General features: G+C 62.1%; 12 protein-coding genes. 4 read left to right on the forward strand and 8 right to left on the reverse strand.

Going from position 1 to position 12644, the window contains the following annotated elements:
• Positions 1 to 167: 167 nt before the first annotated feature.
• Positions 168 to 362 (reverse strand): hypothetical protein, encoded by a 195-nt coding sequence (locus A6D6_RS10585; RefSeq protein ID WP_133490020.1) that lies wholly within the window; start codon positions 360 to 362, stop codon positions 168 to 170.
• Positions 363 to 616: 254 nt separating this feature from the next.
• Between A6D6_RS10585 and A6D6_RS10590 the strand changes: the two genes are divergently transcribed.
• Both A6D6_RS10590 and A6D6_RS10595 read left to right on the forward strand, forming a co-directional pair.
• Positions 617 to 2077, forward strand: a complete 1461-nt coding sequence (locus A6D6_RS10590) for a protein adenylyltransferase SelO (RefSeq protein ID WP_159660710.1) — start codon at positions 617 to 619, stop codon at positions 2075 to 2077.
• A gap of 58 nt (positions 2078 to 2135) precedes the next feature.
• Positions 2136 to 2765, forward strand: a complete 630-nt coding sequence (locus A6D6_RS10595) for a hypothetical protein (RefSeq protein WP_133490018.1) — start codon at positions 2136 to 2138, stop codon at positions 2763 to 2765.
• An 11-nt stretch (positions 2766 to 2776) separates the two neighbouring features.
• Here the strand turns inward: A6D6_RS10595 and A6D6_RS10600 are convergent, their stop codons facing one another.
• The 7 genes from A6D6_RS10600 to A6D6_RS10630 all read right to left on the reverse strand — a co-directional run bounded on the left by A6D6_RS10600 (position 2777) and on the right by A6D6_RS10630 (position 10788).
• The gene (locus A6D6_RS10600; RefSeq protein WP_159660711.1) at positions 2777 to 3079 is read right to left on the reverse strand and encodes a helix-turn-helix domain-containing protein; all 303 of its coding nucleotides are present in this window, start codon (positions 3077 to 3079) and stop codon (positions 2777 to 2779) included.
• Between the two features lie 184 nt (positions 3080 to 3263).
• Positions 3264 to 3533, reverse strand: a complete 270-nt coding sequence (locus tag A6D6_RS10605) for a hypothetical protein (protein ID WP_159660712.1) — start codon at positions 3531 to 3533, stop codon at positions 3264 to 3266.
• A 24-nt stretch (positions 3534 to 3557) separates the two neighbouring features.
• On the reverse strand, positions 3558 to 4574 hold the full coding sequence (locus A6D6_RS10610; protein ID WP_159660713.1) for a DUF6670 family protein: 1017 nt from the start codon (positions 4572 to 4574) through the stop codon (positions 3558 to 3560).
• Between the two features lie 187 nt (positions 4575 to 4761).
• Positions 4762 to 7908: an efflux RND transporter permease subunit gene (locus A6D6_RS10615; protein ID WP_236564074.1), complete on the reverse strand. Its 3147-nt coding sequence runs from the start codon at positions 7906 to 7908 to the stop codon at positions 4762 to 4764.
• A 27-nt stretch (positions 7909 to 7935) separates the two neighbouring features.
• Positions 7936 to 9102 (reverse strand): efflux RND transporter periplasmic adaptor subunit, encoded by a 1167-nt coding sequence (locus A6D6_RS10620; protein WP_159660714.1) that lies wholly within the window; start codon positions 9100 to 9102, stop codon positions 7936 to 7938.
• Positions 9099 to 10352 (reverse strand): TolC family protein, encoded by a 1254-nt coding sequence (locus tag A6D6_RS10625; RefSeq protein WP_159660715.1) that lies wholly within the window; start codon positions 10350 to 10352, stop codon positions 9099 to 9101. The genes A6D6_RS10620 and A6D6_RS10625 overlap by 4 nt, the downstream gene beginning before the upstream one ends.
• A gap of 118 nt (positions 10353 to 10470) precedes the next feature.
• Positions 10471 to 10788, reverse strand: a complete 318-nt coding sequence (locus tag A6D6_RS10630) for a hypothetical protein (protein ID WP_133490014.1) — start codon at positions 10786 to 10788, stop codon at positions 10471 to 10473.
• A 282-nt stretch (positions 10789 to 11070) separates the two neighbouring features.
• On the opposite strand from A6D6_RS10630, the gene A6D6_RS10635 reads away from it, so the two are divergent.
• Together A6D6_RS10635 and trpS are read left to right on the forward strand one after the other, a co-directional pair.
• Complete coding sequence (locus tag A6D6_RS10635; RefSeq protein WP_133490013.1) at positions 11071 to 11493, forward strand: PaaI family thioesterase; 423 nt, start codon at positions 11071 to 11073, stop codon at positions 11491 to 11493.
• A 21-nt stretch (positions 11494 to 11514) separates the two neighbouring features.
• Entirely contained in the window at positions 11515 to 12513 is a 999-nt protein-coding gene (gene trpS, locus A6D6_RS10640; RefSeq protein WP_133490012.1) for a tryptophan--tRNA ligase, read from the forward strand.
• The last annotated feature ends 131 nt before the right edge of the window (positions 12514 to 12644 follow it).

The raw sequence follows: 12644 nt of genomic DNA on the forward strand, positions 1-12644 counted from the left end.
TTTTGTGGCCTGCCATCCATGGCGGCACCCTTCAGGCCTTCGCGGCAGCACGCCATTCGCTGCCAAGGCAGCTTCCCACGGAGAAGACTACGAAACCGCTGTGGGAAGCTTGCTTGCAAGCGAATAGTAGGACAGCAGCCGCGCCCGGCAATTTAGCAACCAGGACGTCAATCATTGCGCCCGATGGTGATACCGCCAATCCGGGTCACCCCGCGCAGGCGCAACAAGGCCCAGATCATACCCGCCAATCCGATGATCGGCGCCAGATAGAGGGTGCGATCAGCGAACACCATCAGCGCCATACTGGCGAAAAACATCAGCGCAAACACCACGAAAAACAGATAAAGGGGCCTTTTGTTCATGCTTCGCGACTCCCGGGGGTTACCCCATCGAAAGGCTTTCCATGAGCAGGAAAGCCCCGTTTTGTTATTATCAGCCTGTTCAGGGAGCGCCAACGACGCGCCTCCGGGCCGGATTCATTAATCTTTTCATGGAAGCCGGCGCAATGCGATAGTCCGGCATTCGCTCTTTTCGACCGTCCGGTCATGCCTCTTTTCCGTCGCCACGGTCTGTTACGCTGTACTCAACGCACCTTGGTTCCCCTCTGGAGTATTGGATGAGCAGTTCCTACGGCTTTCACTTTGATAACGGCTACGCCCGACTGCCGGAGCGCCTGTTCGCCCGCTGCGAACCAACACCAGTGAGCGCGCCACTGGGGATCCTGTTCAACCGCCCTCTGGCCGAGCAACTGGGATTGGATGCCTCCGCTCTGGACAGTCCTGACGGCACCGCCCTGCTGGCGGGTAACACCCTGGCCGAAGGCAGCGAACCCATCGCCCAGGCCTACGCCGGCCATCAGTTCGGCTACCCGAACATGCTCGGCGACGGCCGCGCCATCCTGCTTGGCGAACAGCTTACCCCCGAGGGCCGGCGCCGCGACATCCAGCTCAAGGGCGCCGGCCGAACGCCTTTTTCCCGTGGCGGTGATGGCCGCGCCGCTCTCGGCCCGATGCTGCGGGAATACCTGATCAGCGAAGCGATGCACGCCCTCGGCATTGCCACTACCCGCAGCCTGGCGGTGGTGGCCACCGGGGAGCCGGTATACCGGGAAACCGCTTTGCCCGGTGCCATCCTGACCCGGGTTGCGGCCTCGCATCTGCGCGTGGGCACCTTCCAGTTCGCCGCCGGCCAGCGCGACACCGCACTGCTGGAAACACTGGTGGACTACACCCTGGAACGCCATTATCCGGAACTCAGCGACAGCGACAACAAAGCCCTGGCGCTGCTGGACGCGGTGATGGAGAAGCAGTTGGACCTGATCGTCCACTGGATGCGGGCAGGCTTTATTCACGGCGTCATGAACACCGACAACGTGGCGCTCTCCGGCGAAACCATCGACTACGGTCCCTGCGCTTTCATGGATCACTACCACCCGGACACGGTATTCAGTTCCATCGACCACCAGGGTCGCTACGCCTATGGCAATCAGCCGGCGATTACCCAGTGGAATCTGACCCGGTTCGCGGAAACCCTGCTGCCGCTGATCGACGCTGACACCGATGCCGCCGTGCAAAAAGCCACCAACGTGATCAAGTCCTTCAGCGGACGCTACGACAATAAATGGCTGGCGATGATGCGCGCCAAGCTTGGTCTGTTCGGCGAGGACCCGATGGACGCCACCCTGATTCAGGATTTGCTGGACTGGATGCAACACCGCCAGGCCGATTACACCAACACCTTCCGTGACCTGATCAGCGAGACCGCTCCCCTGGATGAGATCTATCAGGATGAGGCGTTCGAGAACTGGCATCAGCGCTGGCGGGCGCGCTTGAGCCGCAATACCAAACCGCTCAAGTCTTCGTTCTGCCTGATGCGCAGCCACAATCCAGAGGTGATTCCCCGCAACCACAAAGTGGAGGAAGCCCTGAACGCGGCGGTGCGCGACGACGATCTGGCCCCCACGCACCGGCTGCTCGATGCGCTGTCCCGCCCTTATCAGGATCGCGATGACATCGATGACTATCAGCAACCGCCAAAACCAGCGGAACGGGTACTGCAAACCTTTTGTGGCACCTGACCGCTTGCTTGAAAAACACCGGCACAACGCGGGCCAACACATAAAGGAAGGAAAGCACATGGAGAATACCCGGCGGATCGCCACACTCTTGTTGGTCACGCCACTCACTCTGGCCGGCTGCGACAACAGCACCGGAGAAACCGGTGCCGAAGCCTTCCCCGCCGCCTTTCACAGCGGCGAGTACGGCATCGGCCTCGCCTACGACAATCACCAGGCCCGCGCCGTGACGGAGACCGGCGGCTACTTCGGCGATCCGGCCTGGCGGCTGGACGCTGAACCGGATGCCCCTGGCGAGCGTCTGCTGGTGTTGCGCCTCAACGACTCCGACGAGATCCTCACCGGCGAACTGCGTCTCGGTGTCAGCCGTGATCCTGGCCAGGTGGAAAACTGCACCCGCCCCGGCCCCCTGGCCACGTCAAGCGAGACCGGCACCACTGAACGGGATGGCGCGCTCTTCACCACCTACCAGGGAGGTGACGCCGCCATGAACCATTTTCAAAGCCTGCGTGCCTACCGCGCCGTCCACCATGGTACCTGCTACGCCATCGACCTGGTCCTCCAGGGCACCAACCCGGAAGTCTACGATCCCCCGCGGGAAGCCCCATTCAGTCGCGAGCAAGGATTTGAAAGACTGGAAGCTCTACTTAGTGGCGTGGCCTTCGATGAGAAACCGAAGGGGCGCAGCTGATCCGGCGACACTCACGTGCTGCTTCTCCCTGCCTCGCGCCGCGCACTGGGGGCCACGCCTGTCACTCTTTTGAACGCTCTTGAAAAGCTGGATGGATCGCGGTACCCCAATTTGGAGGCAATGCGGGACAACGGCAGAGCCGTCCCCAGCAAAAGACGTTCCGCCCGCTCCATACGCACCTGCTCCAGCAATCCCCCAAAGGAGGAGCCCTCCTCGGCAAGCCGACGGGTCAGCGTCCGGGTGGACAAGGCCAGTTCCCGGGCAATGGTATCCTGAGTCGGTGCACCCTTTTCCGGCACCAAGATATTCAACATCCGCGTCACCTTGATGGTTACCGGCCGGACCTGACCTCGTTGTGTTAATTGTGTCGCCAGCACAGCGGACGTGGCGGCGTGGGTGGTTCGATTTCGGGTGAGCAGTGGACGTTCGAGCAAGGCGCGGGAAAGGGAAAAGCCGTTGTCCATCGCACCGAATGTCACACGCGCCTGATAGTACGCCTCATAGGCCGAAACATTGTGCGCACCGCAATGAGTGCCGTAGCAGTTGCAGTGAGGCCGGCTCCTTGTCATGCATATGAATCAGTCCTTGCCGTAACACTGCCCGGAATTGATCCAGCCTCAGGCTTTCCATCTGCTCTCCCGATGCCAGTCCGCAGGCTGCCCTGGCCCGTGCCACATCACCACCGCCGGCACGTACCACGGACTCAAGAACGTCAACGAACGCCATGGGGAAACCATATTCAAGCCCGCAGCCCCCCTTATTCATCATCCTTAAACGCCCTCTCCCACAGCGCTACTGCCCGCGTAAGTCGATATACTCGATGTACCCGGTGCCTTCCACCGGCCGCCCCCGAAAGCACCCCCGATATTGGTAACTGCCCGCGTAGCCGGCCGTCATCCCATAATTAAAGTCGCCGTTCGATTGCCCTTCGATGGCTATTACCTCCTCACCGTTTTCATCTTCCACTCGCCAGGAAAAGATTTTCGGCAGCCGCATGGAGTGTCCATTTGGGGTGATCGATACCGTGCTCTCGAATTCCTGTACCGTAAAATCAAACCCCCGGCCGTATACGGCACCATGATCGTTCAACCCGCGGACATAAACACGTCGCTGCGCCTCCAGGCCCAACGGACCGAGTACCTCGGTCAGCAGCACCTGGGTACAGCTATCGATATTGATAATTTGATAGGTAAAAAAACGAAAGGGCAGATTAACCTTCGCGGCTCGCGCGTACTCAAAGGTACAGAGCCCACCAATATCGGTTTTTCGCCCTTCCAGTTCGAGCTGCCCACGGTACTGGCAGAGTACCGACCAATGATCATACAACCCACCAGCCAGACGGGCGAAATGCGCCACTTTGTCCGAGGCCGTCAAAGTGAGTTCCAGATTGAAGCGGTGCCCTTCACGGCACAGGGTGAAATTGGGATGCTTGCCCACTATGGTGAGGTCCTGACCAAACCGCAGCCTACTGCCGTCGGCCTGGAAATCGCACTCCGCCGCCACGCTGTAGCCTCGAAAGTGATCCGGTGTCGCCGTCGCGGTTCCCACCAGCAGATTGGCGGTGTCCTCCGGAGACGTGCGAACCAGATGAGGGTTGGCAAACAGACGGGCCTTGGGTTGGCCGATCAGAGCAATAACGTTGACAAAACGATAGGGCTCGGGCAATCCCGGGATCATTACACCGTAATGCACGGTACCGTATTTCCCATGGGGTGGCGCCAGGGAGGTGCCCGGGTCAAAGGGCCGCCCAAACAATGAGGATGACCGGTCGATAACATCGGCCAGGAATCCGGGCATCGCAAACCGCATGCGTTCTTCTCCTTTGCACGAGTACAGCCTTGTTCATGCCAACGGAGGCACCACCGCCGTAATTTCTTCAAGCCATGATTAAAACAGCATCGGTTTGTCTTTTTGCGCCGTTCCTTGTCTTATTTCGCCAAATTCCAGATTCACGGCTGGCCACGCCTCCCCAATGAGAAGGCATGGCAGCCCCCTTCTAACGCCGCGATTCCTCGATCTTGTTATGGGAAAACAGGCCATAGAGGCTTGGCAGTACCAACAGCGTCAATGCCGTGGCCGATACCAGACCACCGACGATCACCACCGCCAGCGGACGCTGCACCTCACTGCCGACACCGGTGGCCAACAGCATCGGCATCAGACCCAGCATGGAAGTGAGCGCGGTCATCAACACCGGACGCAACCGCGATACCGCACCCTCGAAGACGGCTTGATCGACGCTTGCTCCGTCGCGCAGGCGCCCGTTGATCGCCTCCACCATCACCACGCCATTAAGCACCGCCACGCCAAACAGAGTGATGAAGCCCACCGAGCTGGGTACCGACAGGTACTGACCGCTGATCGCCAGAGAGAGAATGCCGCCAATCAGCGCCAACGGTACGTTGACCAGGATCAGCAAGGCCTGAGCAACCGATCCGAAGGCGAAGTACAGCAACAAGGCGATCAGACCCACCGCCACGGGAACCACCATGGACAGACGTTGCTGCGCCCGTTGCTGGTTCTCGTACTGACCGCCGATATCAACGCTGTAACCGGATGGCAGATCCACCTCGGTGTCGATAGCCCGCTGTATATCCGCCACCACCGACCCCATGTCGCGACCAGCCACATTCGCCTGGATCACCACTCGCCGCTGCACATCGTCGCGACTGATCTGAGGCGGACCGGACACCAACGCCACCCGGGCCACATCGGCGAGCCGCACCCAGGCCCCATCAGCGGCCCGCAGACGCAGATTACCAATGGCCTCGGCATCACGGCGGGCGGCCTGCTCGAAGCGTACATAAATGTCATAACGCTCGTTGCCTTTGATCACCTGGCCGGCGCTGCCGCCGCCCAGGCCATTGCTGACCAAACTCATCACCTGGTCGACACTGAGACCATAGCGGCTCAACGCATTCCGGTCCGGTTCCACCACCAGTTGCGCCTCACCGGCGATTTGCTCAAGTTGCACATCGGTCGCGCCGCGCACTTCCCGCACGGCCTGCGTGATGGCTTCACCCTTTTCCCGCAACAGGTTCAGATCCGGCCCGAACAGCTTTATCGCCAGTTGTGCTTTAACGCCCGAAAGCAGCTCATCCACTCGCATGGCGATAGGCTGCGAGAAGTTGAACAACAGGCCGGGATGCTGATCGAGTTTTTCCTGAATTTTTTCCTGCAACTCCAGCCGGTTGCGTGCGCTGGTCCATTCGTCCACCGGCTTCAGGCCGATATAGATCTCCACATTGCTGACCGGTTCCGGATCGCCGCCGATCTCGGCCCGCCCCACCCGGCTCAGCGCGTAGGTCACCTCCGGAAAGGTCATGATTTGACGTTCCAGTTTCTCACCCACATCCAGCGCGGTATCCAGACTCGATGACGGCGCCAGCGTTACCCGCAGGGCCAGCGTACCCTCTTCCAGCACCGGCACGAACTCGGTACCGATGAACGGCACCGTGGCCAGCGCCAGCACCAGCAAACCGGCGGCGGCACCGATCACCACCTTGCGAGCCGCCATGGCCCGCCCGAGCAGGGCGCGATAGCGTGCTTCCAGCCAACCGACCAGTTTGTTGGGCTTCTCCTCCACGCCACGGCGAAACAGAAAGGACGCCAGCGACGGCACCACGATCAAGGCCACCAGCACGGCGGCGGCCATCGCCAACATGATGCTGATCGCCATGGGCACGAACATCTTCGCTTCCACCCCCTCGAAGGCGAACAACGGCATGAACACCACCAGAATGATACTGGCGGCGAAGAACACCGGCCGCGCCACTTCCTGAGCCGCATCCTTGACCCGCAACGTGATACCGCCAGCGGCATCGTCGGTGCCTTGCCGGCGGCTCAAGTGTTTGAAGATGTTTTCCACCATCACCACCGAGCCATCCACCAGCATGCCGATGGCCACCGCCAGGCCGCCCAGAGACATCAGATTGGCGGACATACCCAGGCTCGCCATCACCAGCAGCGCGAGGCCGATGGACAAGGGAATCGACAGCAGCACCAGCACGGTGGCACGCAGATTCATCAAGAACAGGGCCAGAACGAGGACGATGAACAGGAACGCCAGCAGCAACGCGCTGACCACCGTGCTCACCGCTTTTTCCACCAGATCGGCCTGGTCGTAGAACACCTCGAAACGCACCCCATCCGGTAACGCTTGCTGAATGCGTTCCGCCCGCGCCTCGATACCATCAATGGTGGCCTTGGTGTTGGCACCCATGCGTTTAAGTACGATACCCGCCACCACTTCACCGAGAAATTCCGGATTTCCCCCGGCATCGCGGCGGGTCATGGTCAGTGCCCCCTGGCGGATTTCACCGCCGAATTCCACCCGCGCCACGTCCCGCACCCGCACCTGGGTGCCGTTGACTTCCTTGAGCGGAATGGCGGCAATGTCACCAAGCCCCTTCCCGCCACTACCGACCCAGCCCATGCCGCGAATCACCAGCTGCTCGGCGCCACGATCCAGGTACCAGCCGCCGGCGTTGCGATTATTGGCGGCGATGGCGTCCATCACCTGTTGCAGCGTCAGGTCGTAGGCCAGCAGCCGGATCGGATTGACGTTAACCTGATACTGCCGTACTTCACCGCCGTAGCTGAGCACGTCGGTGACACCGCCCACCGGCATCAGCAGCAACTTCACCACCCAATCATTGAGGCTGCGCAACTGCATGGCGTCGATGCCCGAGCCGGGCTCGGCGGTCAGCAGGTACTGATACACCTGCCCCAGCCCCGAGGTGTTCGGCCCCATCTCCGGTGTTCCGACACCGTCGGGAATATCTTCCCGCGCCGCCTGCAATCGCTCGAACACCAGTTGCCGGGCGAAGTAAATATCGGTGCCGTCCTCGAACACCACGGTGACGATCGACAGGCCGGTTTTCGAGATCGAACGCACTTCGGCGACTTGCGGCAATGCATACATCACCGCTTCAATGGGATAGGTGATCAATTGCTCCACTTCCTCCGCCGCCAGCCCGGGGGCTTCAGTGTTCACCTGCACTTGCACATTGGTGACGTCGGGGAAGGCATCCAGTTTCAGGCGTGGCATCTGCCAGGCGATCACCCCCACGGTGATCATCAGCAGAAGCAGCACCACCAGACGGTTGTTCACCGCCCAGTCGATACAGCGATTCAACATCATGTTCTCCTTGCTGGATCCAGGCGGCCGTTAGTGGGCGTGCACGTCAAAGCCCGACTTCGCCTGCTCACTGGCGAGAAAGAAGGCACCCCGCGTGACCACGCGTGTGCCCGCCGGCACGCCCTGAATCACTCGGGCACCGTCCAGGGACTGTCCCGGCGAGACCTCACGGGCTTCGTAGACTCCCGGCGCTTCCTCCACGAACACTTGCCAGTCACCATCACCGCCCCGGGTCAGCGCCTCCTCGGGGATCAACAAAGCGTTGTCCGGCAGCGGCAGCAGCAATTCCACTTCCGCGAACATGCCCGGATGGAGCAGATGATCCTCATTGGGAACACGAATACGGACTTGCAGAGTGCGGGTCACCGGATCAAGACGGTGACCGGACAAAATCACTTCGCCGTTCACCAGGGTTTCCCCCACCCGCACCCGTGCCGGCGTGCCGGTGTCGACTCGGAGTCCCGGTTGCGGCGGCAACGCCGCTTCCGCCCACAGCTCGCTTTCGTCCACCAGGGTGATCAACGGACTGCCGGCGGCCAACCACTGGCCCTGCTGGAACGCGTCGGTCAGCACCAGACCGGTATCCGGCGCCCGCAAGGTATAGACACCGGCCTCGCCTTTTCCTTTTTCGATATCGGCGAGGTCGTCACTGGTGAGACCGTAGCCGCGCCCACGCGCGCGCAGATCCTGATAACGGCCCTGCACATCCAGATAACGCTGGTTGCCCACGGTGGCCCGGCCGAGGCTACGCACCCGCCGCCATTCGTCAGCCACTACCCCGAGCTCCGCCTGCAAGGTCGCCATCTCGGCACTGAACAAGGTGGCGACGGGATCCCCCTTCTTCAGGTGTTGTCCCAACGTGGCGCTGCGTGAAAGCACCTGGGAGTTCACGCGCACCGGGACTTCCCAGGTGCGGTAAAGATTGCTGGTGATCTCCGCCGGCAAGCGCAGTACCCGGTCAGCATCCGCATTGGGCCGCAGGGTGAGCACGCGCAGATCAAGCATGCGGCGCTGCGCCTCGGTGAGCGTCAGATCACCGTCATGCCCTTCCGCCCCGCCGACGGACGCTTCCGCGCCATGATCATGCCCGGCCCTGGCACCCTCATCATGGCCTTCACCTTGATCCGCCCAGACCAGCGGAGCAACCAACAACAGCAGACACAGTCCCGCTCTTTTTTTCCTGATCATATTTTTCATGATTGTCCTCCCTGCCCCCTGTTCCCGGCGGCCAATGTCTCGATCCAGCTATCCAGTTGCGCACTTTGATAAAGCCACTCCAGCCACGCTTTTTGCATCGACTCCCGCAGGGCAATGCCGGCCAGCAAGGCGTCCTGGCGCTGATTCAGGCCCTGCAGATAGTCCTGGGTGGTGATTTCCCCCAGTTGCCAGGTGCGGTGCAGCAGATCCGCGGCATCCGCCAGACGGTTGCCGGACAAATCGCGCCAGGTCCGCCAGCGGTCACGGCGTTGCTGGTAGTCGCTCAAAGCACCCTCGACCCCGGCGCTCATGGCCCGTTGTTGCTGGGCCAGCAGTGCCCGCCGCGCGTCACCATCGGCCAGCGCCGCCTGATACTCGGCCTTGCCGGTGTTGAACAACGGCAGCGGCAGACTGAAATCCAACCCCCACAAATTGTCCTCACCTTCCCGGCCGAAGGTGACGCCGAAGGAGGGGTCAGTGCGGCGTTGCTTGCGGGCCAGTTCCACCTGGCGCTCCGCGACCATCACCTGGAGACGGGCCAGCCGCAGGTCGTAGCTTTGCTCCGCCCGGACCGCGTCCATCACCAGCGTCCCACTTGGCGCCCAGCGGTCGGCGGCGGGCAAGGGATAGTCCGGCGCCGCTTTGTCGAGCACCGCGCGCAGGCGGGTAGTGGTGGCTGTGGCGTCGCTCTCCGCATCGGCCAGCGCCTGTTGCGTACGGCTCAGTGCCAGATAGGAGAGTTGCGCGTCCACTTGCCCCAGGTCGCCGGCGCGCTCGCGCTTGCGCACCAGGGCCAGCAAGTCGGAAAGGCGCTGCTCCTGCTCGCGTACCCCACGCAAACGGGCCTGGGCGGCGTCATAAGCGGCCAGGGCGGAGAGCACCTCCACCGACAGCCGGGCCCGGGCCTTGTCGGCACGGATCTGTGCCAGTTGCGCCCGCGCCTCGCCGAGGCGGGCACCGCTGCGCGCCTTGCCGGACCAATCCAGGGTTTGACCAAGGCCGACGGTGCGGGTGGTTTCGGCACTGTTTTCATAGCCGACATTCAACTCAGGGTTATACAGAGGTTGCGCCTGGGCACGGGTTTCGGCCCGGTCTCGTTGCAGGCCCGCTTCGATGGCACGGCTGGCCGGCAGGTCCGCCATTTCGCGGCTGACCCAACGCGCCCAGGTGCTGGTGTCCGCTGCGGCGGGCGCCGCCAGCAATACAGCCAGGCAAGCCACGCCCGTGGCTCTTGCGGAAAGAATAGGCATCGTCATGACTCCGAATCAGAGCCCGCCGGAATCGGTTCACGGGCCCGGATCAATGGGCACGGGAGAACGTCGGCTTAACGCCGGCGGCGCTTCCCGTGGACAAAAGCGATATCGAAAATCAGACGATGGGAGGTCGGTATGGCGAGGAGGGAAGTGGCACGGGCAAAGCCGGTACCCGGCTGTCCACCAGTACCGGCAAAGGCGCCCGGGCGCTCTGCTCGACGGCGGGGGAAGCCATGAAACCGTGGCACTGACAGCAGTGCTGGGCACCACCATGATGATCGACACCCGCATTCTGGTCCGGTTGGTCCAGGGCCATGACCCGTTCAGAGCCGTCCGTCACGGGGACACGCTCATGGCTGGCCACGTCCGTCACCAGCACATGAAAGCTGGTCACGCACAGCAGCAGCAAGGCCATACAACGTCGAAGTACCATGGCGGATCCATACCGGCAAAGAAACACGACTCACGAGTGAAGCGCGGTCGCGCCTGAGTATGCTTGGAACCGGCGTGCCATGACAAGTTCCCTGGCCCTCGGGCATCACGGTTCGCTGCCAAGGCAGCTTCCCACAGCGGCTTTGTCGTTCCGCTGTGGGAAGCTGCCTTGGCAGCGAATTGCATGCCTGTGTGTTACGTATCTGCGATGCCTTCCCCCCTTGCAGTTTCCTTCCGGCACGGCATAGTGAGCCGCCATGTTGGATGAGAGGTCACCGTCACCATGGACAAAAACACTCTGATTGATACTATCCTGGCCCGCCCCCTGCATCGCGCATGTGGCCTGACCCTGGTGCGCGGCGCCGATGGCGAGAGTGAGGTCACGCTGGAACTGAACGACTTCACTCTGGGCCCCACCGGGGATCTGCACGGCGGCATACTCTACGCCTTTTTCGACGTAGCCAGCTTTCTCGCCCTGCTCTCGGTGTTGCCGGAGGACCGTTACGCGGTGTCCATCGAGACCCATACCAGCCTGCTGCGTGGCGCCAGAGGCGAAGGGCGGATCGTGATCCGCACGCGTGTGGACCGGCTCGGCCGCACTCTGGCATCGATGCGTGGCGAAGCCTTCTTCCAGGCCGCGGACGGCACCGAAAAGCTGATCGCCACCGGCTCGGTGACCAAAGCGGTGGTGAGTAAAAGCGCCTGACCGACAGATTAAGGAACCCCGATGACCGACAAGATTCTCACCGGCGACCGCCCTACCGGCCAGCTGCACCTTGGCCATTACGTGGGCTCTCTGCGCGCCCGGGTGGAACTGCAGGACAAATACCCGCAAACCATTCTGATCGCCGATATGCAGGGCCTCACCGACAACGGCCATAATCCGGCCAAGGTCGCCGAGAACATTCTCAATGTGCTGGCTGACTATCTGGCGGTGGGCATCGACCCACAGCGCACCACCCTGTGCCTGCAATCCGGCCTGCCGGCGCTGGCCGAGCTGACCCAGTTCTACGCCAACCTGGTGACGGTATCACGGCTGGAACGCAACCCGACGGTGAAAGCGGAGATCGCCAGCAAGGAGTTCGGCGCCTCCATCCCAGCCGGCTTCCTCACCTACCCGATCAGCCAGGCCGCCGACATCACCGCCTTCCGCGCGACTCTGGTGCCGGTGGGGGATGACCAGTTGCCGATGATCGAGCAGACCAACGAAGTGGTCCGCAAGGTCAACAACGTGGCCGGCCAGGAATTACTGGTGGAGTGCCGCGCGCTGGTCGGCAAGGCGTCCCGTTTGCCCGGCGTTGACGGCAAGGCGAAGATGTCCAAGTCCCTGGGCAACGCGCTGGTGCTGGGCGCCAGCGAAAAGGACATCTCCAAGGCGGTGAAGAAGATGTACACCGACCCCGGCCATCTGCGCATCGAGGACCCGGGCAAGGTGGAAGGCAACGTGGTGTTCACCTATCTGGACGCCTTCCACCCGGACGAAGCCCTGGTGGCCGGCCTCAAGGAACACTATCAGCGCGGCGGCCTGGGCGACGGACAGGTAAAGAAAGTTCTGGAACAATGTCTGCAGGAGCTGCTGGCGCCGATCCGCGAACGCCGCGAACGGTTCATCGCCGACAAAGGCGAGTTGATGCGTATCCTCAAGGCCGGTACCCAGGCGGCACGGGAAGAAACCGGAGTAGTGCTGGAGGATCTGAAAAAGGCTTTCGGCCTGCCGATTCTGTAGCGGTCAAGGCAACGGCTGGTCTGCCATAATCGGCTCGATAGCGCGGCCCATATTCGCTGGCAAGCCAGCTTCCCACAACGGCTTCGAAGCTCCCTGTGGGAAGCTGGCTTGCCAGCGAACGGGACAGCCTC

Source organism: Alcanivorax xiamenensis, from assembly GCF_009846745.1.
Lineage (GTDB): Bacteria > Pseudomonadota > Gammaproteobacteria > Pseudomonadales > Alcanivoracaceae > Alloalcanivorax > Alloalcanivorax xiamenensis.

Excerpts from the sequence above, each read along its gene's own strand:
- A6D6_RS10610 (WP_159660713.1), bottom strand. The coding sequence starts at position 4,574 with ATGCGGTTTGCGATGCCCGGATTCCTGGCCGATGTTATCGACCGGTCA.
- A6D6_RS10620 (WP_159660714.1), bottom strand. The coding sequence starts at position 9,102 with ATGAAAAATATGATCAGGAAAAAAAGAGCGGGACTGTGTCTGCTGTTG.
- A6D6_RS10590 (WP_159660710.1), top strand. The coding sequence starts at position 617 with ATGAGCAGTTCCTACGGCTTTCACTTTGATAACGGCTACGCCCGACTG.
- A6D6_RS10600 (WP_159660711.1), bottom strand. The coding sequence starts at position 3,079 with ATGTTGAATATCTTGGTGCCGGAAAAGGGTGCACCGACTCAGGATACC.
- A6D6_RS10625 (WP_159660715.1), bottom strand. The coding sequence starts at position 10,352 with ATGCCTATTCTTTCCGCAAGAGCCACGGGCGTGGCTTGCCTGGCTGTA.
- A6D6_RS10635 (WP_133490013.1), top strand. The coding sequence starts at position 11,071 with ATGGACAAAAACACTCTGATTGATACTATCCTGGCCCGCCCCCTGCAT.
- trpS (WP_133490012.1), top strand. The coding sequence starts at position 11,515 with ATGACCGACAAGATTCTCACCGGCGACCGCCCTACCGGCCAGCTGCAC.
- A6D6_RS10595 (WP_133490018.1), top strand. The coding sequence starts at position 2,136 with ATGGAGAATACCCGGCGGATCGCCACACTCTTGTTGGTCACGCCACTC.
- A6D6_RS10630 (WP_133490014.1), bottom strand. The coding sequence starts at position 10,788 with ATGGTACTTCGACGTTGTATGGCCTTGCTGCTGCTGTGCGTGACCAGC.
- A6D6_RS10585 (WP_133490020.1), bottom strand. The coding sequence starts at position 362 with ATGAACAAAAGGCCCCTTTATCTGTTTTTCGTGGTGTTTGCGCTGATG.
- A6D6_RS10605 (WP_159660712.1), bottom strand. The coding sequence starts at position 3,533 with ATGATGAATAAGGGGGGCTGCGGGCTTGAATATGGTTTCCCCATGGCG.
- A6D6_RS10615 (WP_236564074.1), bottom strand. The coding sequence starts at position 7,908 with ATGATGTTGAATCGCTGTATCGACTGGGCGGTGAACAACCGTCTGGTG.